The organism is Bifidobacterium sp. ESL0819 (assembly GCF_052606245.1).
Window position 1 is genome coordinate 1,602,478 of record NZ_CP199587.1, and the last position, 24,646, is coordinate 1,627,123.

The window sequence follows — 24,646 nt, forward strand, 5'->3', positions numbered from 1 at the left end:
GATCGGCATAAGGGAAGGGAAGCACTTGAGGAGCTTGCTCCCGAGGCAACCCATCCCTATGCCGATAGTCGGTTAGCTCTTGCGACGCTTGGACATGACATCAATAGCCACGGCAAGAAGAAGCACTAGCCCCTTGATGGTCTTGACGATGGCCGTATCCACGCCCATGATGGACAACCCCTGGTTGATCACGCCCATGACGAAGGCTCCGACAACTGCTCCGGGAATGGTTCCGATGCCGCCGGTGACCGCCGTGCCGCCAATGAAGCAGGATGCAATGGCATCCATTTCGAACTCCATGCCCGCCTGGGCAGTGGCTGATGCCAGTCGTGAAAGCATGCAGATGGCTGCCACAGCTGATAAAAAGCCCATGTGGACGAAGAGCGTGAAGTCCACCCGTTTGGCGTTGATGCCGGAAAGCACAGCGGCCTTGCGGTTGCCGCCCACCGCATAGACATGCCGGCCGAATACGGTCCTGGTCAGAATGAAGTTGTAGATCAGGACCAATACGGCCACGATGACCAGCATTATGGGCGTCCCGCCCTGGTTCTCATTGCCGGAAGAGGCCAGCAGGTATGTCACGAAAAGAATGACGACTGCGGCCACGATGATCTTGCCGGTCATCAAGGCCTTAGGCTCGGGAACCAGACCTACAGCCAGGGTCTTGCGGCGTTTGGCGATTTGAGACCAGGCGTAGGCAAGGATGCAAATGATGCCCAGGACCACAGTCAGGCCGTCGAATGGGCCCCACCATCCCAGGATGTTGGGCAGGTAGTCACGGGCGATCCCCCTGAACTGCGCAGAGGTGATGGGCACGGACTCGCCGACGATGACCGTAGCCAGACCACGGAAGATCAGCATGCCGGCAAGGGTGGTGATGAATCCGGGAATGCCGATGACGGCAACCCAGAATCCCTGCCAGATGCCAATCAGCAGACCTACAATCAGCGACAGGCCGATAGCCAGGATCCAGTTGACTCCCATGTGTTCCATGAGGATGGCGCACACGCCTCCGATAAAGGCCACCAGGGATCCCACCGACAGATCAATGTGCGTGGCGATGATGACCATGACCATGCCGATGGCCAGGATGATCACGTAGGCATTCTGCTGGATCAGCGATACGAAGCTGTTGGGCTTGAGCAGCACCCCCTTGGTCAGTATCTCGAAGACGATCACGATAACCACCAGAGCGCCGACTATGCCATACTGGCGAGCGTTGCTGGCCAGGGAGGCCAGAATGCCCGGCCCTGCCTGTTCTTGTTCTACCGCCTGGGCGGTGCTCTTGTTGCTGTTGGGCGAGCTCATCTGGCTGCCACTCCCTTCTTTTCCACGGTCATGCCCTTCATCAGATATTCCTGCGAGAAGTCCCGGCGCTCCACGTCGCTGGTGATGACACCCTGGCTGACCGTATAGATCCGGTCACAGATGCCGATAAGCTCAGGCAATTCCGAGGAAATGACCACCACAGCCTTGCCTTGGTCGACCAACTGGTCGATGATCTCGTAGATCTCATACTTGGCGCCAACATCTATGCCACGGGTGGGTTCGTCCAGGATGAGCACATCAGGATCCGAGATCACCCACTTGGCCAGCACGACTTTTTGCTGATTGCCTCCGGACAGAGTGGAGACGGGCACATCAATGTCGCTGCACTTGATGTTGAAGCCCTTGCGGTACTCCTCCACCCGTGCCCTCTCCAGGTTCTCGTTCATGACCCCGTAACGGCTCATCTTTTTTAGCGAGGCCATGGAGGCGTTTTCCCTGATGTTCTGCAACAGGTTGAGTCCATAGACCTTGCGGTCCTCAGTTGCGTAGGCCAAGCCCGAATCAATGGCTGACTGAACGTTCGGCAGCTCGACCTGACGGCCATGAAGCTCAATCTGTCCACTGATCCGGCTGCCATAGGACCGTCCAAAGATGCTCATAGCCATCTCGGTGCGGCCGGCGCCCATGAGACCCGCCAGTCCAACGATCTCACCCTGATGGACAACCAGATTGGCATGATCGACCACGGTTCGTGACGGATCCAGCGGGTGGTGAACTGTCCAATCGCTGACCTTGAGCACCTCCTTGCCGATATGCGGCACGTGCTGGGGATAGAGGTTGGTAAGCTCACGTCCTACCATCCTCTGGATGAGCAGATCCTGATCCAGTGGGTGGTTCGGGTCTATTTGCATGCCGCCGACCGTGGAGCCATCGCGCAGAATGGTCACCCCATCCGCAATCTGACCCACTTCGCCAAGCTTGTGGGTGATGAGGATGCTGGTCACCCCCTGCTGGTCACGCAGTTGCCTGACCAGGTCCAGCAGATGCTCGGAATCATCATCGTTCAAGGCGGCTGTTGGTTCATCCAGAATAAGGAGCCTGACATGCTTGGACAGCGCCTTGGCGATCTCCACCAGCTGCTGCTTGCCCACTCCAAGGTCCATGACCCGGGTATTGGGATTCTCGTTCAGCCCTACACGCTCCAAGAGGTGCGAGGCCTTGGCCCTGGTGGTGTCCCAGTCCATCACGCCCCTGCGCGCCTGCTCATTGCCTAGGAAAATGTTCTCGGCAATAGACAGGAAGGGGCTTAGCGCCAGCTCCTGGTGGATGATGACGATGCCGTCGTCCTCTGAATCATTGATGGTCCGGTAACGGCAAGGCTTGCCATCGAACAGGATCTCGCCGGTATAGCTGCCGTGCGGGTATACCCCGGACAGCACGTTCATCAGGGTGGACTTGCCGGCGCCGTTTTCCCCGCAGATGGCATGGATTTCGCCTTTGCGAACCTCCATGTCGACATTGGACAGGGCCTTTACCGGACCGAAGGTCTTGGTGATCCCCTGCATTCGCAACAAGATGTCCTCGTTGGACATGCTTTCACCTCCTGTGCGCCGACCGTCCCTCCCCTTGATCGATAGCGGAGCGGTCAGGCGCTACTGTGATGCCAACCTCACTTGGTTAGCTGATCGAATCGTTCCTGGGTCAGGTAGTTCGCCTTGACCAGATCGGTCAGGTTGTCCTTGGTGATGGCCTTGGGATCCAGCAGTTTCGAAGGAACCTTGATGCTGTTGTTGTCAAAGGTTCCGTTGATGCCGGTAACCTTCTTGCCCTGGGCAATTTCGATGATCATGTCGTATACGGCTTGGGCCAGCTTGTTGACGTCCTTGAAGACGGTCTGACCCTGCAGCCCCTTGGAGATGTTGGCCACGGCAATTTCCATGGCGTCTTGACCAGTAATCTTGGGCCAGCTGTCGGTATTGGGCTGGATGTCGGGCCTCTTGGACTGTATGGCGTTGATGACCCCCTGGGAGATGCCGTCATAGGGGCTCAGAACGGCATCCAGCCGCTCACCGTGCGCGTAGGTGGAATCCAGTATGGACTCCATGTCCTTCTGAGCCTGTTCGGTCTTCCAGGACTGCACCGATATCTTCTGCCAGTCGGCAAGCTTGAAGTCCTTGGTCACACCGCCTCCGTGCTGGGAAGGGCTGACCAGAACTCCTGACTGGAAGTAGGGCTGCAGAAGCTCCCAGGCGCCCTTGAAGAAGTACTTGGCGTTGTTGTCGTCGGGAGAGCCTGTGAACAGCTCGATATTGAACGGACCCTTGGCCCCGTTTTTGAGTCCCAGCTGATCAATCAGCCAGTTGGCCTCCAGCACGCCGGTGCGCTCAAGCTGGAAGGTCGCATAATAATCAACGGCCTTGGTGTTCATGATCAGCCGGTCATAGGCGATGACCTTGGCCCCGGCATCCTTGGCCTTCTCGACCGCAGGCCCTACGGCAGTACCATCCTTGGCGGCCACGACCACGATCTTGGCGCCCTTGTTGACCATGTTTTCGATGTCGGCGTTCTGCTGGGCGGGCTTGTCGTCCGCGAAGGAGAGCACTACCTTGTAGCCTGCCTTCTCCAGTTTGGTCTTCAGGTTGTTGCCATCCTTGTTCCAACGTTCCTCCGACTTGGTGGGCATGGATACGCCGATGGTGGCGCCTTTGCTGATCGCCCCTCCCTCCTGGGAGGAACCGGAGGCACGTGAGCCTCCGCAGGCACCCAGTCCGGTAAGCATGGCGACGCCAATGACCGCCGCCATGGTTCGTTGCATGATCTTCATGAAGACTCCTTCATCCTTGAATTCTCGGGCAGACATCAACGTCCGCCTAGGCCACTTCATTGAAGGCCCAGTGGTCAGCATACCTATTTGTGTTAACTATTTCAATTCAATGAGGTTAATTATCTGCTTATCTGTTTTGTATATGAATTTAATATTATATACAAACTTTGCCTTCCATCGGCGCAACCGGTGTGCTGGGCTGGGACAAGCCACGATCTTGGCTACACTGGAACCTATGGCACATCGATTGTTCGGTTCACAGTCCTCTCTGCGTGAGGCCAACCGTGCACTATTGCTGGATACAATCCGAAGATTCGGTGCCATGACTCAGATTGAATTGGCTGAGAATACCGGGCTTTCAACAGCTACTGTCTCCAACCTCGTACGTCAGATGGGCGATCAAGGGCTTCTGGAGACATCCTCCACCACCAGAAACGGCCGTCGCGCAACCCTGGTTATGCTGGCCCGTCGCAAGGGTCTCGGGGTCGGACTTTACATCGGCCGCCAAGAGATGCGGTTGGAAGTCGTCGATGTCAGCCATGCCATCCTGGCAGAGCATGATATGGCTCTGCCACGGCAGCACAAGCCGGACACCACCCTGGAGCGCGCCATGATTCTCATCAAGGAGACGCTGACTTCCATCGGTGCCCGATCGAACGAGCTTGTCGGTCTGGGCCTGGCCATGGGGGCTCCTGTGGACTGCAGGACTCACCAGCTGGCCATCCCCGGCATCCTGCGAGGCTGGGACAAGGAGGACCTGATCGGTATCTTCCACGAGGCTTTCCAGGTGCCGGTCCAGGTGGACAACGATGCCAACTTCTCAGCCATGGCCGAGCTGAGAATGGGCGCGGCACCACCGGGCTTGCCGGCGAGATAGGCCATGTTCAGGTGGATCCCTTGGGCGATATCTGCATCTGCGGCAACCGCGGGTGTCTGAATACGGTAGTGGACGAGACCCGCCTTGTGTCATTGCTGAGCGTGACCCATGGGAGCATGACCCTGGATGACTTGGTGGCCAATGCCGTCAAAGGAGACCCGGGCTGTCGACGGATCGTGGGCGACGCAGCCATCCGCATCGGCAATGTAGTGGCTGATCTTTGCAACGCCGTAGACCCGGAGGTGGTGATTCTGGGAGGCATCCTAAGTACAACCAAAGACGTGTTTTTGGATCCGCTCCGAGAGACTCTCCAGCGCATGCTTTTCCCTGATGTCATGGTTCCCATGGAGGTGCTCCCTGCCCGATATCCGATTACCGGTTCCGCTCTGGGGGCGGCTATGATGGCTGTCGATAGCGTCAACGGACACATTGATGTGTCCACAAAATCCGCAGGCCGATCATCGTAGAGGAGGTGACCTGGATTGCATGAAACCTCTGTCTTGATGCAGGTGGACGACCTCTGCATCAGGTTCGGGTTCGTTGAGGCCCTCAAACATGTAAATCTGGATATTCGCCAACACGAGGTGCTTGCCGTCGTGGGTGACAATGGGGCAGGCAAGTCCACACTGGTCAGGATTTTGTCAGGCTTGATCCGACCTGATCAGGGTACTCTGATCTGGAAGGGCAGCCCAGCCAGCATTTCTTCCATCAGAGTCGCCAACCAGTTGGGCATCGCAGCAGTCTTCCAAGGGCAGGACTTCTGCGACAACCTGGATGTTTCCTCCAACCTCTTTCTGGGTAAGGAACTGCGAGATCACCACCATCGTCGTGATGATGAAGCCATGCGGCGGCGCACCCGTCAGGTCCTGCAGTCGCTGGCCTCCCCGATACTGGTAGGCCAGCCCATGGCCGCCCTCTCCCTGGGGCAAAAACAGACCGTATCGATCGCCAGAACCCTGTTGGACAACCCCGAGCTGATCCTGCTGGACGAGCCTACGGCATCCTTATCTGTCATGCAGTCAGCCGAGGTGCTTAACTACATCAAGCGTATGCGTTCCGAGGGCCGCAGCATTCTCATGGTCTGCCACGATCTGCCGGATGTCTTCGCGGTTTCCGACCGCATAGCAGTCATGCGCCAAGGTCGGCTGGTAGGCGTCCTGCCTACGGCCAGGACATCCTATGAGACGGTAATAGCGTTGATTTCAGGCATCGACCCCGAGGATGTCATACAGGATCAGGAGCAGCTGGATGCCATGGCCAGAGCCAAGGCCCGCGTCCATGCCCTGCGCGGCACCAGAAAGATCCTACCTGAGTGATCATGAACGGAGGAACCCTGGAATGCAGCTGATCGACGCTCTTCTGACCATTGTCTGCGCCCTTATAGGGCTGATGGTAGGACTGATCTACGGACTTCTGCCGAAGAAAAACGACCGACTGACCGATAGGCAGCAACGCTGGACACCTGTCCTATCCCTGATCGGAGTTGGCCTGGTGGTGATTCTCATTCTGCTGGGACGCGACCTGGCCTCTTGGGTAACCATCGGAGGAATGGTTCTTGGGCTGCTGGTTGGCATGATACCACCGCTGCACAAAGCCGCGCTCAAGGCTTTGCCATGGCTGAGACCCCGCACTGACGAACGAGGACGAAAGCGGAGCTGAAAGTTAAGAACGCCTCTCGCTCGATCATCAATGCGGGGCAGAATATTCCGCTTTGATGCCGTCAGCCCTTGCTGCTGGAGGGCTCTGAGCTGGTGCCTACCTGCCGGAAGAGGTGACGGACGTTGTGCCAGATGCGTCTGGTGACGCCAGAGTGGTTCATGGAGTAGAGGTGGATGCCGTCCACCCCATGGGCCACCAAGTCGGCGATCTGCTGTGAGGCGTAGATGATGCCCGCTTCGCGCAGGCTGGCCCGGTCGTCGCCCCAGCGCTCCAGGATGGACTCAACCGCTGCTGGAATTCGCGCCTTGCAGACCTCGCTCATGTGCCTTACCTGACCTTCGTTGGTGATGGGCATTATCCCGGCCTCGATGGGCACTTGAATGCCAGCTGCACGGGCCCGATCCAGGAAGTCAAGGAAATCGGCGTTGTCGTAGAAGAGCTGTGAAACCAGATGGTCCACACCGGCATCCACCTTAATTTTCAGATGCTTAATATCCTCCTGGGGAGAAGTAGCCTCCGGATGGGTCTCCGGATAACAGGCTCCGTAAATCGACAGATTGGGCCTACGCGACCGAATGTAAGCGGCCAAGTCGCTGGCATGGTCGAAGACCCCGGCGGGCTCACGCCCCTCCACGCTGTCACCGCGCAGGGCCAGCACCGCTGCCACCCCTGCCTCGTCGAACATGTCCAGGGCCTGGTCGATCACCTCGTGATCCGCGTACTGGGCGGTCAAGTGCGCCACGGCAGGGATGCCGTACTCGACATGAATGGTCTTGGCTATGCGGGCCGTGGCCGTGCGATCTGAGCGTCGGCCGGTCCCGTAGGTCACCGAGATGAAGTCGGGCATCAGCCCTTCCAGTCCGTCCAACGTGTCGTAGATAGTACCGACCGGGGCATCACGCTTGGGAGGAAAGACCTCCAGGGAAAAGATAGGCTCATGCATGATCCGACTCCTGACTGGACGACAGTTCCGCACGCACCTGCCGGGCGGCGGCCACCATGTGCTCCAAGCTTGGCCAGGTCTCCTTATCCCCTCGGGTCTTGAGTCCGCAGTCGGGGTTGATCCAGACCTTGGCTGCATCCAGCTTCTTCAGGATGGCGTGGATCCGGTCCACGATCTCCTCGGTGGAAGGGATGCGAGGCGAGTGGATGTCGTAGACCCCAGGTCCTGCCTCGGTCTCGAACTTGGCCTCCTGAATGGCATCCAGGACGGTCAGATCGGAGCGGGAGGCTTCGAAGGAGATCACATCGGCGTCCATGGCATCAATGTCCTTGATGATGTCGTTGAACTCCGAGTAGCACATGTGGGTGTGAATTTGAGTAGTTGGTTTGACTCCTGAATGAACCAACCGGAAGGCAGGAATGGCCCAGTCCAGGTATCGGCTGTGCCAATCCGAGCGTCGCAGCGGCAGCTTCTCGCGCAGGGCAGCCTCATCGATCTGAATGATGCGGATGCCTGCGGCCTCCAGATCCTGGACCTCGTCACGGATGGCCAGGGCCAGCTGGCGGGTCTGCTGCTTATGATCGATGTCCTCGCGGGGCCAGGACCAGTTCAGAATAGTCACTGGCCCGGTCAGCATTCCCTTGACCACATGGTTCGTGCGGGCTTGCGCATAGGAAGACCAGCGCACGGTGATGGGCCGGGCACGGGAGATGTCCCCCCAGACGATGGGAGGCTTGACGCAACGGGTGCCGTAGGACTGGACCCAGGCGTTCCGGGTGAATAGGTAGCCCTTGAGATTCTGTCCAAAATACTCGACCATGTCGTTGCGCTCGAACTCACCATGGACCAGCACATCCAGGCCGATCTCTTCCTGGTGGTCGATGACCTGGTCGATCTTGCGGGCGATGAAGTCGTCGTAGTCCTCCTGGCTGATTTCCTTCTTGCGCAGGCGAGCCCGCTCGACGCGAACCTCGGCGGTCTGGGGGAAGGACCCGATGGTGGTCGTGGGCAGCAGGGGCAGGCCCAGCTCCTGGGCCTGGATCCTCTGGCGCTCGGGCCGGGCCGGGGTACGCACGAAGTCCTCGTCCTTAAGGCCGGCCAGGCGCTGCTGCACCTGGCGGTCGGGCTGGACGCGGCTGCCATCGAAGAGCTTCTGGTTGTTAGCAAGAGCCTCGCTGGAGCGGCGCTGGTCCTCGTCGGCATCGGCCAGCTGTGCCAAGTCGTGCAGCTCGCCCAGCTTCTCCAGAGCGAAGGCGAAGTGGGGGCGTACGGTGTCGGCATCCAGCCCGTCCTCGTCGGCCACTGTATAGGGTACATGCAGCAGGGAGCATGCGGTGGACACCACCACGTTCGAGGTCACCTGGTGCAGGGCATCCAGGAGGCCCAGGCTGACTGCATAGTCATTACGCCAGATGTTGCGGCCGTTGATCAGGCCTGCGAAGATAGTGGTTCCCTCTGGTACGCCGTGTTCCTTGAGGGCCGCCAGATTCTCATCCCTGCCCTCGACCAGATCCAGGCCGATGCCGTCGAAGCCCAGATCAGCCAGCCGGTCATAACAGTCCCCCACATGGCCGAAGTAGGTGTTGATCAGGACACGGACCTTGCCCCGATCGCTCTCACGGGCCTTGAGGATAGGTGCATAGAGGGTCTCGAAGAGTTCCAGGTCGCCCTGTTCCTTGTCCAGGACCAGGTAGGGCTCGTCCAGCTGCACCCAGTCGGCGCCTAGGCTGATGAATCGCTCCAAAATGGCCGCAAAAGCCTTGGCCAGGTCCTGGACCAGTGTCGGGTCAGGATCCAGCTGCTCGCCCTGGGGGCCACGGGCCAGCTTCAGAAATGTGTAGGGGCCGATCAGCACCGGCTTGGCAGCGATACCCTGCTCACGCGCCTCCTGGAACTCCTTGAAGGGCTTGTCGCCTTCAAGGGCGATTTTGGTGTTCTGATCGATCTCGGGCACCAGGTAGTGGTAATTAGTGGTGAACCACTTCTTCATAGGCAGGGCGGTCACGTCACCTTGCTCCCCCTGGTAGCCACGGCCCATGGCGAAGAGGGTGTCTTCGGAGCCCAGGCCCAGCTTCCGATAGCGCTCAGGCACGACGCCCAGGAGGATGGATGTATCCAATACCTGGTCGTAGTAGCTGAAATCATTGACGGGAATCAGGTCGACGCCGGCCTCCTGCTGAAGCCTCCAGTGCTTGGTCCGCAGATCGGCGGCTGTGCGCTGGACCTCTTCAAGATTCCGTTCGCCCTTCCAGTAGCCCTCAATGGCCCTCTTGAGTTCACGATGCGCACCGATGCGCGGGAACCCGGACACGGATGTAATCGCTGCCATGAAACCTCCCAGTTTCGTCCTGATGTCTCCGGTCAGCCTATCAGCGGCGGGGGGAGGCGGGTAATTGGTGCAAATAAGGTGTCGCCATAACTTGAATCGATAGCGACAGAGCCACAAGCACGGGACTGCTGGTCACTAAGACCGCCAGTAGAAGGCTCTTTCCAGCTTATCCTGCTCGTCAGCCCTGAAGATCCTGGGGGCCCAGAATGCCAAGCAAACGGGCCTGGTGTATTCCCCAATCGGTCAAAGGCCGCTCAGAGCCCAGCAGAACCATGGTGGCCGGAGGCAGTCCAAGATTGAGTAGGTCCAAAAGGTCCGGATCAGAGCTGTTCTCGGCCAGCCACTGTGAGCAGATAGACATGGTGGGCTCATGACCCAGGATCAGGACTCGGCGGTCACGATCCTCGGTCTGCGCCAACTGGTCGAAGACCGCCTGCATGCCGGATTCATAGAGGGATTCCCGGTAATCAACCCGCGGTCCATCCCCCAAAGGCATGAGCATGCCGTCCAGGGTCTGACGGGCTCGTGGTGCACCCGAGCAGATGATGCGGTCGGGCACGAGACCCAAAGCAGCCAATCCACGGCCCATGGTCCGGGCCTGCTGCTGGCCCCGGTCGGTCAGCTGACGGCTGCGATCGCCCTGTGCCCCCTGGCGTTCGGTCTTGGCGTGACGCATAAGCATGAGGGTTCGGCTGCACCTGTGCAGATCCTCTGCCTTTAGACCTTTTCGCAGACCCATGCATGCTTCCTTTCCCGAAGTTCCCATCAGGCTTCTTTTCCATTATGACAGAGCTGGCTGAAGGTACGGGTCATAGGCGATCAGATTTCTGGCTCCTTGCCGCCTTCCAGAGTGCGCACCTGATGGTCCAGATCACGCAACACCTTGCGCAGCTTGCGATCGGAGACCCGGCGCAGCTCCAGATCCTCAAGTTCTTCCAGGTCCTCCATCTTGCGCTCGCGATTGTTGCCGCTGATCTGGGAAGGCTGCCGGTTTTGATCCACGTCAGTCTGGTAGTCCTTGGTGGCCCGGATATGCTTGCGGAGAGCCTGCTGGCCGGGAGCCATGGCCCTGCTGGTCAAAAGGAAGCCGGTGTGCCCAATCATCTCATGTTCAGGTCGGACCGCCAGACCATCGGCCTTCCAGGAGCGCTCCAGACTCTCCATGATCTCAGGCTCGGTCCATCGGCCGTCGGCGCGCAGAGCCTCGGCTAGTCGGCTGAGCTGAGTGGTAGTGGTGATGTAGGCGGTCAGCAGGCCGCCAGGGGCCATGACACGATAAACCTGCTCCAAACGGTTCCAGGGGTCCAGCATGTCCAGAACGATACGGTCGAACTCGTCCTCGGGCAGATCGGCTGCAACAGTGTCGAAATCGCCAGTACGCAGGTCCCACCGGGCAGGGCGCTGACCAAAGAAAACCGTGGCATTGCCCATGGCCACCCGGGCGAACTCCTCCCGCCGCTCGATACTGGTCAGTTTTCCTTCCGTACCAATGGCATCCAGCAGGCCCAGACTCATGGCCCCTGAGCCTGCTCCCGACTCCAAGACCCTCATGCCAGGACGGATGTCGCCCAGAAGAATGACCCTAGACACATCCTTGGGGTACATGATCTGGGCGCCGCGAGGCATTGAGAGAATGTAGTCCTCAAGCCGCGGGCGCATGACAGTGAAGGCCCACCCTCCTACCCGTCGTGAGGATTTCCAAGGCTTGGACCTATCATGCGCCTCTGTGTCTGTGCCAGCATCCTGCTTGGTACGTATTTGACGCCACTTGTCAGCCGAGATGGTCACCACTACTGATCCCTCAGGCACTCCGATCATGGCTTCATGCGGCAGAAGGCCGTGGTCAGTCTGGGTCAGGCCTCCTGGTTCCAGCATGACCGTCAGCTTGCGGCCACGCCGATCAGTCAGCTGGACCCGCTCCCCTACGCTCAGCGGACCGCGTCGAAAGCTCATGCCTGCTCAGCCCTCCTCGCCCTTGGTGAACTGGGAGTTGTAGAGGGAGGCATAGGCGCCGCCGCGGTCCAGCAGCTGGTCGTGGGTGCCCTGCTCGACCACCGAGCCGTGGTTGACCACCAGGATCAGGTCGGCATCGCGGATGGTGGACAGCCGGTGCGCGATGACGAAGGAGGTCCTGCCCTTGCGCAGGGTGTTCATGGCCTGCTGAACCAGCAGCTCGGTCCTGGTGTCCACCGAGGATGTCGCCTCGTCCAGGATCAGGATGTCCGGGTCGGACAGGAAGGCCCGGCAGATGGTCATCAGCTGGCGTTCGCCCTGGCTGAGCTCGCTGCTGTCCTCATTGAGCACGGTGTCGTAGCCCTGGGGCAGCTTGCGGATGAACTCGTCCACGTGGGTAGCCTTGGCGCCCTCGATCATGGTCTGGTCAGGGATCGTCTGCCCCTCGTCCAGACCGTAGAGCAGGTTGTCGCGGACGGTCCCGTCAAAGAGCCAGGTGTCCTGCAGGACCATGCCGAAGTGGCTGCGCAGATCGTGGCGGGTCACCTTGGAGGTGTCCACGCCGTCGATGGTGATGCGTCCGCCCTGGATCTCGTAGAAACGCATGAGCAGGTTGACCAGGGTGGTCTTGCCTGCCCCGGTGGGACCGACAATGGCGATGGTCTGCCCGGGCTTGGCCTCGATGGACAGGTCCTTGATCAACGGCTCGGCCGGATCGTAGGAGAAGCGGACGTGGTCGAAGCGGACATGTCCCTCGACCTTGCCTTCGGTCTCCTGACCCAGATGGTCGGGATGTTCGATGTCCGGCACCTCCTCGGCCTCGTCCAGGAAGTCGAAGACCCTGCGGCAGGAGGCCAGGGAGGACTGGAGCATGGTGCCCATGGAAGCCAGCTGCCCGATTGGCTGTGAGGCCTGACGAGTGTACTGGGTGAAGGCCTGCAGGCCGCCCAGGCTCATGCTGCCGTTGAGCACGTGGATGCCGCCGATGATGACCACGATCACGAAGCTCAGGTTGCCGAAGAAGGTTGACATGGGCGTGACCAGGGCCGAGAAGAATGAGGCCTTGAAGCTGGCCTGGTAGAGCTCCTGGTTGCGCTCTTCGAACTCTTCCTCGGCCTTGCGTTGGTGTCCGAAGGCCCGGACCACCATATGGCCGGAGAACATCTCCTCCACATGGCTGTTGACCTGGCCGGTGCGGATCCACTGACGGGTGAACTGAGGCTGGGTCTTCTTGAGGATAATGCCCGCGCACAGGGCCATGACCGGGATGATGATGAAAGCGATCAGGGTCAGCAGAGGCGAGATGGTCAGCATCATGATGAAGGCGCCGATGATGGAGAAGACCGAGAAGAGCAGCTCGCCCAGGATCTGTTGCAGGGTGCCTGAGATGTTGTCGATGTCGTTGGTGGTCCGGCTCATGACCTCGCCGCGCGGGGTCCGGTCGAAGTACTGCAGGGGCAGCCGGTCCAGCTTGTCCTCGATCTGCCTGCGCATGGTGTAGACAGCGTCGGAGACCAGCCGGGTCATCAGGAAGTTCTGCACCAGCCTGACCAGGATAGAGATCAGGTAGATGCCGATGACGAACATGAGGATGGTGCCGAAGCGCCCCCAGTCGATGCCGACACCCACCTGGACGTTCATGGAGTCGATCATCCGGGCGAACTTGTCCTGCCCGCGGGATTGCAGATAGACGACCACAGCCTGCTTGGGAGTGCCTGGCTTGGCGCCCATCTTGACCAGCATGGACCCTAGCAGCCCCTCGAAGAGGACGTTGGTGGCCTCGCCCATGACCTTGGGGCCGATGACGATCATGGCCACGGCGGTCATGCCGGATAGGACCATGACGATGACCCTCCAGGGACTGGCCAGCAGATAATGGACCAGCCGGCCCACGGTGTGGCGACGGCCGCCCACGGCCTGCGAGCCTGTATTTGTGCTCAAGTTCTTAGCCATCTACTCGGCCCTCCCCTCGTCAATGCTGAGCTCTTCCACGTCGGGACCCTGCCCGCCCTGGGACTGGACGATCTCCTGATAAGTAGCGCAGTCCTCCATGAGCTGGTCGTGGGTGCCCCGGCCGACGATGCGGCCTCGGTCCAAAACAAGAATCTGGTCGGCCTGACGGATGGATGCCGCCCTCTGGGCCACGACGATTTGTGTGGCTTGGCGGGTGACTGGCACCAGGGCCTCATGCAGTGCGCGGTCGGTGGTCATATCCAGCGCGGAGAAGGAGTCGTCAAAGGTGTAGATGCGGGGGTTGCGCAGGATGGCCCTGGCCATGCAGAGCCGCTGCTTCTGCCCGCCGGAGAAGTTGGTGCCGCCCTCGGCCACACGAGCGTCCAGGCCCTCGGGAATCTCTCGCACGAAGTCCTCGGCCTGGGCGATGCGCAGGGCTTCCCAGATGCGGTCATCGCCGGCGTCGGGATCACCATAATGCATATTGTCGCGGATGGTGCCGGTGAAGAGTGTGGCTTTCTGCGGGACTGGCCCGAAGATCAGGGCCAGCTGGTCGGGGTCGTACTCGCGCACGTCATGGCCGTCCACGAGAACCTGGCCGTCGGTGACGTCGAACATGCGGTTGGCCAGTCGGATGATGGTGGACTTGCCTGATCCCGTTGCCCCGATGATGGCCGTAGTCGTCCCCGGACGTGCTGTGAAAGAGATATCCGAAAGGACCGGATCCTGGGCGCCCGGATAGCTGAAGTCCACATGCTTGAACTCCAGCAGGCCCTGAGGGTGTTCATTGCGGTAGGGATGCGCGGGAGCGGCGATCTCGCTAGTGGCCTCCAGGACCTCGTTGATCCTTCGAGCGGCCACAGCGGCCCTAGGCAGCATCACCGACATCATTGCAGCCATCATCAGGCCCGACAGGATGATCATCAGGTACTGAATGAAGGCCTGCAGGGCGCCTATCTGCATGGCTCCGGAGTCGATGCGGCGGCCGCCGAACCACATGATGGCCACGTTGGACATGTTCAGCAGGAACCACATGAGCGGCACCATCATGCTCATCAACCGACCGGTGGAGATCAGGACGCCGTATACGTCGCGGTTGGCCTTGTCGAAGCGAGACGCTTCGGTCTTCTCGCGGACGAAGGCACGGATGACACGCACCCCGGAGATCTGCTCACGGACCAGGCGGTTGACGGAATCCAGCATGTTCTGCAGTCGTGTGAACAGGGGTCCCATCCTGCCCATAAGCACCAATGCCACCAGGAGGATCAGTGGGACGATCACCGCTAGAGACCAGGTCAGGGGGCCATCCTGGCGCAAAGCGAGTATCAGTCCGCCGATCAGCATGACCGGAGCCTGCAGAATGATCATCAGGGTCTGCATGGTGGTCATCTGCATCTGCTGGACGTCGTTGGTGGTCCGGGTGATTAGGGAACCCGCCGAAAAGCGCTCAATCTCATTAAGGCTGAAACCTTCGACTGAGGCGAACAGATCCCGGCGCAGCTCGTAACCCATCCTCATGGCCAGCCGCGTGGCGCAGTATACAGCGACCACGTTGGCCACGATCTGGACGGCGGTGATCCCCATCATCTGCCAGCCGATCCTGTAGATGGCATCCTGGTCGCCTACAGCCACGCCCTTGTCGATGATGTCCGCCTGCAGGTTGGGCAGGTAAAGGTTCAAGGCCGTCTGCGCCACCTGAAAGAGCACCAGAACGGCCACCTGAACCCAGTACGGCCGCAAATAGCGGGTCCATATCTTGATCACGTCAACATCCTTCACGCATACGGGTCTGCCGCGGTCTCCGGACAGACAAACCACCACAGTCTATACCCGCGCCTTGGTAAACGAATTTGCTATTCCTTGAGCTGATACGGGCGTGTCAGAACGACGATGGCCAGTGGCGTTCAGACGGCGAAGGCACCCCAGCGTCCGTCGCGGTGAACCACAGTCAGGTCCAGACCGAAGAGCGCGCTCAAGCGTGGACCGGTCAGTCCTCCCTCCAGCGGACCCTGGTAGACGATAGTGCCAGGATCCGGATCGCCTGTATCTGCAGTGTCGACAGGACGTCGACCCATCATGGCTATCCGATCGAAGCCGAGGGGGATCTCCTCAAGCCGGTGGGTAACCAGGATGACCGTGCGGTCCCTGTCCTCCCTGCCGATGTCGCTTAAGGCTCTGAGCACCAGCTCCCGGCCGCCCAGGTCCAGACCGGTGGTCGGTTCGTCCAGGATAAGCAGGTCGGGATCGGCCATCAGGGCCCGGCATATCAGCACCCTGCCGCGCTCCCCCTCGGAGAGTCGGTACATGCGCTTGCCCTTGAGGTAGGCGATGCCGAACCGGTCCATCAGAGCCAGGGTGGCCTCCTCCTGATCAGGTGTGAAGGTCTCCCTCCAGCGTCCTGTGGTGTCGCTGAAGGCAGTGAGCACTACGTCGTAGGGATCCTCCTGGGGGCTGATGGTCTTGGCCAGGCCGGCCGATGCCAGCCCTATTCGATGCCGGTATGAGAAAACGTTCACCTTGCCCAGCCGATTGCCCAGGATCTCTACACTGCCAGTGCTGGGAAAGCCTCGTGTGCTCATCATGGCTACAAGGGTGGATTTGCCCACGCCGTTGGGCCCGAAAAGCACCCACTTCTGCCCGGAGCCCACCTCAAGGTTCACATCGTCGAGAATGACCCGGCCCTGCCTGCGGAATCCCACATGCTGCATGAGCACAGCCTGCTTTTCTGCCACGCTTTGGGTCATGCTCACAGAGCCGTTCCGTATGAGTCCAGACGGGAATTGTCCCGGTTGCCGCCGACTAGGAAGAGCCCCAGCACGCCCAGGCAGAAGACCGCCGCGATGGCGATGGTGGCCCAAATGGGAACATGGGGCAGCCACATGCAGACCAGGAAAGCCAGGCCGGAGCAGATGATCATGGCCCAGACCAGGATTCGCAGCCATTGACGCACGCCGCTAGGAGCTCTGAGCAGACGGGGATTGCGGTCGTTGGGGTCCACCGAGCCCTTCTGCACCAGGTTATCGGCGTGCCCAGTGGGCTTCCATTCAGCGCCCTGGCCGGCCTCCAGCCGACGGGAGCGCTCCTGCAAGGCCCGTTCGTCCATCACTCCGGCCCTGCCCTTGGCGGTCATCCTCCGGTCGTCGCTGCCGCCACGGCGGCTCCGCTTGGCCTGCGCCCTACGTTCAGCGCGGTTGGTCATATCCCACTGCCTCCATCCCTTCGATCGGCACCATACCTTTTCATATTAGCGTGGGCGCCGGTCGGCCGCTGGCAGGGTCATAGCGCGCTCATCGGCTCGGATGGGGGCGGGCAATTCGGTGGCGCCTGTCAGATACCGGTCAACTGCCGCAGCGCAGGAGCGACCCTCGGCCAGAGCCCAGACTACCAGGGACTGACCACGTCCGGCATCGCCGCACACGAAGATGCCGTCGCGGTCGGTCGCGTAGTCAGTATTCCGGGCCACATTGCCACGCCCGTCCAGCCCTACGCCGGTCTGTCCGGTCAGGGTGGCCGTCTCTGGATGCGCGAAGCCAATGCTGATCAGCACCAGGTCGGCAGGCAGGACCCGCTCGGTGTCAGGATGGAGAATGATTCGGTCTTGATCGTCACGACTGACGTCCACCACGCGAACGCCGCGCACCTGTCCTTCATGGTCCCGGTCGAAGCCGGTAGGGGCGCTGGTCTGGTTCAGGCTGATTCGGTCATCGACTTCGTCACCCAGATACTCCAGGCTGTCCACCCCATACTCGTAATGGCCGCCCTCCTCCATTGAGGAGGTGGGATTATAGAGCCGGGCGTAGGTTGGCCAGGGCCGGTTATCAGGCCTGGAAGAGGGTTCCCGGGGCCGGATCTGCAGGATGGTAACCGATTTGGCGCCCTCGCGAAGTGCCGTGCCCAGGCAGTCTGACCCAGTGTCGCCGCCGCCGATGATGATGACGTCCTTGCCAGCAGCATTGATGTTGTTGATGGGCTCACGGCCCATGAGCTTACGGGTGGGATCGGGCAGGAAGTCCATGGCGTAGTGGATCCCCTGCAAATCCCGTCCGGGCAGATCCACGCGCCGGGGTTCGGTGGAGCCGATGGCCACCACCAGGGCGTCATAACGGGACCGCAGCTGGTCCCATCCAAGGTCTCTGCCCACCTCGACACCCGTGCGGAATCGGGTCCCCTCGGCTTCCATCTGTTCCAGCCGGCGGTCCAACAGGGACTTCTCCAGCTTGAAGGCGGGAATGCCATAACGCAGGAGCCCACCTATGGCATCGGCGCGCTCGTAGACCACCACCGTGTGCCCAGCCCGGGTCAGCTGCTGGGCGCAGGCCAGCCCTGCAGGACCGGATCCGACCACAGCCACGGTCATGTCGGTCAGCCGTTGTGGCGGTCGAGGCTTGACCAGGCCCAGGGACCAGGCCTGGTCGATGATGGTCTGCTCGTCCAGCTTGATGGTAGTGGCCGGCTGATGGATGGAGAGCACGCAGGAGGACTCGCATGGAGCCGGGCAGATCCTTCCGGTGAACTCCGGAAAGTTGTTGGTCAGGCTCAGCCGTTCGTAGGCCTCCTCCCAGCGTCCCCGGGACAGCAGATCGTTGAACTCGGGGATCAGGTTGCCTAGAGGACAGCCGGTCATGCAGAAAGGGGTGCCGCAGTCCATGCAGCGGGCAGCCTGCTCGGCGGTCCAGGGCCCAGGGCCAGAGGACTGGTGTACGTCGCGCCAGTCCTTGAGACGTTCAGCGACCGGACGCTCGGCGAGTTCGTGCCTGGTGCGTACCTTGAGGAATCCCTTGGGATCGACCATGTCAGTGCGCTCCTTCCATGACCTGGGCGTAGGTGGTGTCCCAGACGCCGGGCTCGTTGAAGTCGACCTGCTCGCGTTCGGCCTCTTCCATGGCCTTCTTCATGGCCCGATAACGACGAGGGACCAGATGAGTGAACCGGGCAAGTGCGCTTGGCCAGTCCTCAAGCAGGGCAGCTGCCGCGGTTGAGCCGGTCAGTCGGACATGCTCGGCTACCAGTTCCTTAAGCATGGCCGCCTCGTCCTGATTGGGCTCCAGGGCCAGCAGAGAGCCGTCATTCCAGGCTTCAGGATTGAGTCGGGAGGTATCCATATCCAGCAGGTAGACGTCCCCTCCCGAGAAGCCTGCACCGAAGTTGCGCCCAGTGGGACCCAGAACAACCACCAGGCCGCCGGTCATATACTCGCAGCCGTGGTCGCCCAGGCCCTCTACCACGAAGCGGCCGCCCCCGTTGCGTACGGCAAAACGCTCCCCGGCCCGTCCAGCCACGAACATATCGCCCGAGGTGGCACCGAATCCTGCCACATTGCCGCAGATGACAGTCTTATGCGGGTCGAAGCGCACGCCTTGGGCAGCATGGAGAACCAGACGACCGCCGGATAATCCCTTGCCTGCATAGTCGTTGGCTTCGCCGACCACCTGAATGGTCTCGCCTTTGGGGATGAAGGCGCCCAGGGACTGTCCGGCAGAACCTGTCAGCGTGATGTCCACGGTGTTCGGCGGCAGGCCGGCTGCGCCGTATTTGCGAGTGATCCTGTAGCCCAGCATGGTGCCCACGCTCCGGTTGACGTTGCGCACGGTCGTCTTGATGGCTACCGGTCGGCCCTCATCCAAGGCATCAACAGCCTGATTGATCAGGTCCGCATCCAGGGACTTGTCTAGTTCGTGGTCCTGGTCTTGGGTATGGTGCAGTACGGTGCCGGGAGTGGGTCCCGGCTTGCGCAGGATGGCATCCAGGTCAATGCCCTGGCTCTTCCAGGTGTGCACGGAGGGGTCCCTGCGCAGGCACTCCACGTGGCCGACCGCTTCCTCCAGGCTGGCGAAGCCCAAGGATGCCAGGATCTCCCGCACCTGGCGGGCCATGAACATGAAGAAGTTGACCAGATCCTCGGGCCGACCGGTAAAGCGCGAGCGCAACTCCGGATCCTGGGTGGCTATGCCCTGAGGGCAAGTGTTCTTGTGGCAGGCCCGCATCATGACGCAGCCCTCAACCTGAAGTGCCGTAGTGGCGAAGCCGAACTCCTCAGCCCCCAAGAGGGCGGCTATGACCACGTCGCGGCCGGTCTTGAGCTCCCCGTCGCACTGGACGACGATTCGCGAGCGCAGGTCGTTCATGACCAAGGTCTGCTGGGTTTCAGCCAGGCCCAGTTCCCACGGGGTTCCTGCGTGCTTGATTGCATTGAGCGGGGCTGCTCCCGTTCCACCGTCCTGGCCGGAGATGAGGACCACGTCGGCATGGCATTTGGCCACGCCTGCGGCCACGGTTCCCACCCCGTGCTCGGAAACCAGCTTGACGTGGATGCGAGCCCGCGGGTTGGCCATCTTCAGGTCATGGATGAGCTGCTTCAGATCCTCGATGGAATAGATGTCATGGTGGGGCGGAGGCGATATGAGCTCGACTCCGGGTGTAGACCGTCTGACCTGGGCGATCCAGGGCGGGACCTTGGCGCCGGGAAGGTGCCCACCCTCGCCAGGCTTGGCTCCTTGAGCCAGCTTGATCTGTAGGTCGGTGGCCGAGACCAAGTAATCACTGGTCACCCCGAATCGGGCCGAGGCCACCTGCTTGATACGGCTGGTCCTGGCAGGATCTGCAATCCTATCCGGGGACTCGCCCCCCTCTCCCGAGTTGGACCTGGCTCCGAGCCGATTCATAGCCAAGGCCATGGTCTCATGGGCCTCCTGGGAGATGGACCCGTAACTCATGGCTCCGGTGGAGAAGCGAGTGACGATGGACTTGGCGGCCTCAACCTGATCCAGCGGAATAGGCGTCCTGTCGGAGTGCAGCTCCATAAGGCCTCGCAGGGTCATGCCGTTCTTGGCCGCTGCGTTCACATGGTCCGTATAGGCCCTGAAAAGTCCGTAGTCGCCACGCTTGGTGGACTGTTGGAGCAGAAAGATGGACTCGGGGTCATTAAGGTGATCCTCACCGGTGCGCCGCCAGTGATAGTTGCCTCCTGTCTCCAGATCATGCCCCGAGCCTGCGGTCCATTCAATGGGGTAAGCAACTCGATGGCGCTGGGCCACCTCGGCGGCGATCTCATCCAGTCCTATGCCGCCCACCAGGGAGGTGGTGCCGGTGAACCAGCGGTCGATGACCTCTTGGCTCAACCCTACGGCCTCGAAGAGCTGTGAGCCACGGTAGGACATAATCGTGCTGACGCCCATCTTGCTCATGATCTTCAGGACCCCGGTGCTCAGGGCCCGGACCAGATTGTCGGAGGCTTTCTGGGCATCGACGTGCAGGTCCCCGTGGTTAGCCAGATTCTCCACAGACTCAAGAGCCAGGTAGGGGTTAACGCAGGCTGCGCCGTAGGCAATCAGCAGGGCCACATGATGGACCTCACGCACGTCACCAGCTTCCACCGCCAGGGAAACCTGAGTGCGTGTGTGCCGACGCAGCAGGTGATGCTGGACGGCCCCGGTCAGTAGCAGGGAGGGTATGGGTCCCCAGATGTGGTTGGAGTCCCGGTCGGACAGAACAAGCACGTTGCAGCCCTCTTCGATGGCCTGATCCACCTCTCCTTCGATGGCTTCCAGACGCTCCTCAAGGGCCTTGCCCCCGCCGGCCACCTGGTAGAGGCCACGAATCAGACGGGGGCGGAAGCGGCCTTCCAGGATCGGAGCCCGGTCCAGACGCTTGATCTGAGCCATCTGGACGGAGTCCACCACAGGCAGGTCGATGTGAATCTTCCAAGCATGCTCCGGAATGTCCTCCAGAAGGTTGGGTTCAGGGCCGATGGCCGAGGCGATGCTGGTCACCAGTTCTTCGCGCTCCCAGTCCAAGGGCGGATTGGTGACCTGGGCGAATTTCTGGGTGAAGTAGTCGAAGAGCATGCGGGACCGGCGTGAGAGCACAGCGATGGGCGCATCATTGCCCATGGACCCGATCGGTTCACTGCCGGTTTCAGCCATGGGCCCCAGCAGCATGGTCAGATCCTCCCGTGTGTAGCCGAAGGCCTGCTGTCTGCGGTGAACCGAGATGCGCGAGTAGTTGACATGCTCGCGCTCGGGCAGGTCGTCCAGGCGGACGGTACGTTCGGAAACCCACTTCCTATAGGGGTGCAGACTGGCCAGCTGGTGCTTGATCTCGCTGTCAGGCACTATCCGTCCCTCTTCGGTGTCCGCCAGGAACATCCGTCCTGGCTCCAGTCTGCCCTTGGCGACGATGGACTCCTGGGGCGTATCCTCTAGAACGCCGGCCTCCGAGGCCAGGACCAGGTGGCCGTCATCGGTCAGCTGCCAGCGGCCTGGACGCAGGCCATTGCGGTCCAGCTGTGCGCCCACCAGGGTTCCGTCCGTGAAGACGATGGCCGCCGGACCGTCCCAAGGCTCGATCAGGGTGTCGTTGTACTGGTAGAAGGCCTTGAGGTCCGGGTCCATGTCCGGATCCTGCTGCCAGGCCGGAGGCATCATCATGGAGACGGCATGGGGCAAGGACCGTCCGGCCAGATGGAGCAGCTCCAGCGTCTCGTCGAAAGTGCCCGAGTCGGAAGCACCAGGGGTGTTGACCGGCAACAGCGGGGCCATGTCGCCGAGAAGCTCCGAGCTCAGCTTTCCCTCGCGAGCTGACATCCAGTTGCGGTTGCCCTCAATGGTGTTGATCTCCCCGTTGTGGGCGATCATCCTGAAGGGCTGGGCCAGGGGCCAGGAGGGGAAGGTGTTAGTCGAGAATCGTGAATGGACGATGGCCAGGCGGGCCTTCATGGCCGGATCGCTCAGATCAGGGAAGAAGCCCTGCAGCTGCTTGGTGGTCAGCATGCCCTTGTAGGTGATCGTACGGCAGGACAGGGATGCAAAGTAGACGCCCAATTCGTGCTCGGCCCGCTTGCGGACCCGGTAGCCCAGCCGCTCCAGCTTCAGCCCTCCGCGGCCATCCGGCCCGGCGTCGCACATGATGGGCATGAGGAACCGAGGCATAGAGGCCAGAGCCTGCAGACCCAGTCCGTCCGGGTTGGTGGGCACTGACCGCCAGGCCAGGACTCGCAGCCCCTCCTGACCCGCAATCGAGGCGATGGCCTCCTCCTGGCTGGCAGCCTGCGCCGGATCCCTATCAAGGAAGGCCATACCCGCCAGATAGCGACCGGCTTCTGGCAGATTCCGGCAGACACGGTTGCGCATGAACTCGTCAGGCATGGAGAGCATGATGCCGGCTCCGTCACCGGTATTCGGCTCTGCTCCCACAGCCCCGCGATGATCCAAATTGACCAGGACGCGGATGCCCTGCTCGACGATCAGTCTTTCATCTCGTCGATTGAGGGTGGCCACCATGCCAAAACCGCAGGCATCGTGTTCCGTGTCAGGGTCATAAAGCCCTTGGGGGCCATGGACATGCAGATCGAGAGGGGCTGTGAATGACACCGCAATCACCTCATTCGTGGACGCGGGCAGGGCCAACATGCTCCACCCTTGAAGAGCCTGGTCATTGGTGAATCAACAGAATAATCCATCCACAGGTGACATCTGTGTAACGTTCCGCAGTATTTAACGAATTCCGACAGCCTCCAGGACCTGATCGATGACCAGATCGTTGAGCAGACGGCCCCGGCGGGTCACTTGGATTCTGCTATCTACGGGCAGCAGGAGTCCCTGATCGGCCAGCTCTTTAAGAATTTTCTGGTCAGCCGGACGACCAGCCAGCCTGGTCAGCCTATCCAGCTGAAGACCTTCAGGAAGACGCAGGGCCAGCATGACCGTCTCCTCCAGGTCCTGCCTCCAACCCAGAAGCTCGGCATCCTGCCAGGGGACCCGTCCGGCATCCATGGCGGCGGCCCAGTCCCTAGGGTGGGCGATGTCCCAGGAACGAATAGCCCGGGCATGCCGCTCCCCCGGACCCGGTTCGGGCGAAAGCCACCAGCGCGCCCCAGGATCGACATCTTTCGCTGCTACTTTTCCTGTGGCCCTGAACCCAGGCGAAATGGACGGCATGGGCGTTTGCTCCCAGGCTTCTTCCACCTGTGCCATGCCTGTCTTCTGGGCCTCCAGACTCCGATAATGGGAATGGGCGCCGGGCCCTATGCCAGCCCAGTCCACGTTGTGCCAGTAACCCAGGTTGTGGCGGCTCTCCTGGCCGGGACGGGCCCAGTTGGAGATCTCATACCAGTACAGGCCCGCCTGGGAGAGCATGTCGTCGGCCATCTCGTATTTGGCAGCCTCGTCATCGTCATCGGGGGCGGGCAGTTGACCCTGGCGTACGGCGCGGCCCATCTTGGTGGCGGGTTCAAGGGTCAGGGCATAGGCGGAGACATGGTCCACCCCAAGGTCCAGGGCCGCCTGCAGGCTGGCTCGCCAATCCTCAAGCCTCTCCCCTGGCGTACCGTAAATCAGATCCACGCTGGCTCTGAGACCCAAGTCCTTGGCAGCGGCCACATTAGTAGTCACATTAGCCGGGGTATGGGTGCGGTCCAAGGTGGACAGGACGCTGGGCACCGCTGACTGCATGCCGAAGGAGACGCGGTTGATGCCACCTTGGAGCAATTGCTCCAGGTAGGCCCGATCCACGGTGTCGGGGTTGGCTTCGGTGGTGACCTCGGCCTCGGGGGAAAGCCCCCAGAGATCGGCTACAGCCTCGACCATGCGCACCAGATCCTGGGCGGGCAGAATAGTCGGGGTGCCTCCGCCGAAGAAGATAGTGGACACGGGCGGCTCTATCAGCCCTCGGGAGGTCTGCCAGTCCCGAACCATACGCATCTCCTGGATGGCCAGGTCGGCGTAGTGCTCCCGGCTGGCGCCCCCGCCCAGGTCGCTGGCCGTATAGGTGTTGAAGTCGCAGTAGCCGCAGCGGCGCATGCAGAAGGGTACATGGATGTAGACCTGGTAGGATCCCACCCGT

The 24,646-nt window shown here is 61.1% G+C and carries 16 protein-coding genes and 1 pseudogene; 3 read left to right on the forward strand and 14 right to left on the reverse strand.

What is annotated here, in order from left to right; translation table 11 throughout:
• Positions 1-72: 72 nt before the first annotated feature.
• The 3 genes from mmsB to ACUIAD_RS06770 all read right to left on the reverse strand — a co-directional run bounded on the left by mmsB (position 73) and on the right by ACUIAD_RS06770 (position 4,093).
• Positions 73-1,308 (reverse strand): multiple monosaccharide ABC transporter permease, encoded by a 1,236-nt coding sequence (gene mmsB, locus ACUIAD_RS06760; RefSeq protein ID WP_110452119.1) that lies wholly within the window; start codon positions 1,306-1,308, stop codon positions 73-75.
• The gene (locus ACUIAD_RS06765; protein ID WP_110452120.1) at positions 1,305-2,861 is read right to left on the reverse strand and encodes a sugar ABC transporter ATP-binding protein; all 1,557 of its coding nucleotides are present in this window, start codon (positions 2,859-2,861) and stop codon (positions 1,305-1,307) included. Before ACUIAD_RS06765 ends, mmsB begins: the two co-directional genes overlap by 4 nt.
• A 77-nt stretch (positions 2,862-2,938) precedes the next feature.
• Positions 2,939-4,093, reverse strand: a complete 1,155-nt coding sequence (locus ACUIAD_RS06770) for a substrate-binding domain-containing protein (RefSeq protein ID WP_110452302.1) — start codon at positions 4,091-4,093, stop codon at positions 2,939-2,941.
• Positions 4,094-4,328: 235 nt separating this feature from the next.
• Between ACUIAD_RS06770 and ACUIAD_RS06775 the strand changes: the two are divergent.
• The 3 genes and pseudogenes from ACUIAD_RS06775 (at position 4,329) to ACUIAD_RS06785 (ending at position 6,629) form a co-directional block, all read left to right on the forward strand.
• Positions 4,329-5,437 (forward strand): annotated as a pseudogene (locus tag ACUIAD_RS06775) (ROK family transcriptional regulator).
• 57 nt (positions 5,438-5,494) lie between these two features.
• Positions 5,495-6,286: an ATP-binding cassette domain-containing protein gene (locus tag ACUIAD_RS06780; RefSeq protein WP_445343821.1), complete on the forward strand. Its 792-nt coding sequence runs from the start codon at positions 5,495-5,497 to the stop codon at positions 6,284-6,286.
• Positions 6,287-6,308: 22 nt separating this feature from the next.
• On the forward strand, positions 6,309-6,629 hold the full coding sequence (locus ACUIAD_RS06785) for a hypothetical protein (protein WP_445343134.1): 321 nt from the start codon (positions 6,309-6,311) through the stop codon (positions 6,627-6,629).
• A 61-nt stretch (positions 6,630-6,690) separates the two neighbouring features.
• Here ACUIAD_RS06785 and metF read toward each other — a convergent pair whose 3' ends face one another.
• The 11 genes from metF to hemW all read right to left on the reverse strand — a co-directional run bounded on the left by metF (position 6,691) and on the right by hemW (position 24,642).
• Positions 6,691-7,572 (reverse strand): methylenetetrahydrofolate reductase [NAD(P)H], encoded by an 882-nt coding sequence (gene metF / locus ACUIAD_RS06790; RefSeq protein ID WP_445343135.1) that lies wholly within the window; start codon positions 7,570-7,572, stop codon positions 6,691-6,693.
• On the reverse strand, positions 7,565-9,901 hold the full coding sequence (metE, locus tag ACUIAD_RS06795) for a 5-methyltetrahydropteroyltriglutamate--homocysteine S-methyltransferase (RefSeq protein ID WP_445343136.1): 2,337 nt from the start codon (positions 9,899-9,901) through the stop codon (positions 7,565-7,567). The genes metF and metE overlap by 8 nt, the downstream gene beginning before the upstream one ends.
• 178 nt (positions 9,902-10,079) lie before the next feature.
• Positions 10,080-10,640, reverse strand: a complete 561-nt coding sequence (locus ACUIAD_RS06800; protein ID WP_110452126.1) for a SixA phosphatase family protein — start codon at positions 10,638-10,640, stop codon at positions 10,080-10,082.
• 80 nt (positions 10,641-10,720) lie between these two features.
• Entirely contained in the window at positions 10,721-11,854 is a 1,134-nt protein-coding gene (locus ACUIAD_RS06805; RefSeq protein ID WP_110452127.1) for a tRNA (adenine-N1)-methyltransferase, read from the reverse strand.
• A 6-nt stretch (positions 11,855-11,860) separates the two neighbouring features.
• Positions 11,861-13,795, reverse strand: a complete 1,935-nt coding sequence (locus tag ACUIAD_RS06810; RefSeq protein ID WP_445343137.1) for an ABC transporter ATP-binding protein — start codon at positions 13,793-13,795, stop codon at positions 11,861-11,863.
• Positions 13,796-13,807: 12 nt separating this feature from the next.
• Positions 13,808-15,571, reverse strand: coding sequence for an ABC transporter ATP-binding protein (locus ACUIAD_RS06815; protein ID WP_110452129.1), 1,764 nt, complete (start codon positions 15,569-15,571; stop codon positions 13,808-13,810).
• A 140-nt stretch (positions 15,572-15,711) separates the two neighbouring features.
• On the reverse strand, positions 15,712-16,551 hold the full coding sequence (locus ACUIAD_RS06820; protein ID WP_110452130.1) for an ABC transporter ATP-binding protein: 840 nt from the start codon (positions 16,549-16,551) through the stop codon (positions 15,712-15,714).
• A gap of 2 nt (positions 16,552-16,553) precedes the next feature.
• Entirely contained in the window at positions 16,554-17,006 is a 453-nt protein-coding gene (locus ACUIAD_RS06825) for a tripartite tricarboxylate transporter TctB family protein (RefSeq protein WP_110452131.1), read from the reverse strand.
• A 45-nt stretch (positions 17,007-17,051) separates the two neighbouring features.
• Complete coding sequence (locus tag ACUIAD_RS06830; protein WP_445343138.1) at positions 17,052-18,599, reverse strand: glutamate synthase subunit beta; 1,548 nt, start codon at positions 18,597-18,599, stop codon at positions 17,052-17,054.
• 1 nt (position 18,600) lies between these two features.
• Positions 18,601-23,175, reverse strand: coding sequence for a glutamate synthase large subunit (gene gltB, locus ACUIAD_RS06835; protein ID WP_445343139.1), 4,575 nt, complete (start codon positions 23,173-23,175; stop codon positions 18,601-18,603).
• A gap of 123 nt (positions 23,176-23,298) precedes the next feature.
• Complete coding sequence (hemW, locus tag ACUIAD_RS06840; RefSeq protein WP_445343140.1) at positions 23,299-24,642, reverse strand: radical SAM family heme chaperone HemW; 1,344 nt, start codon at positions 24,640-24,642, stop codon at positions 23,299-23,301.
• Positions 24,643-24,646 lie beyond the last annotated feature (4 nt).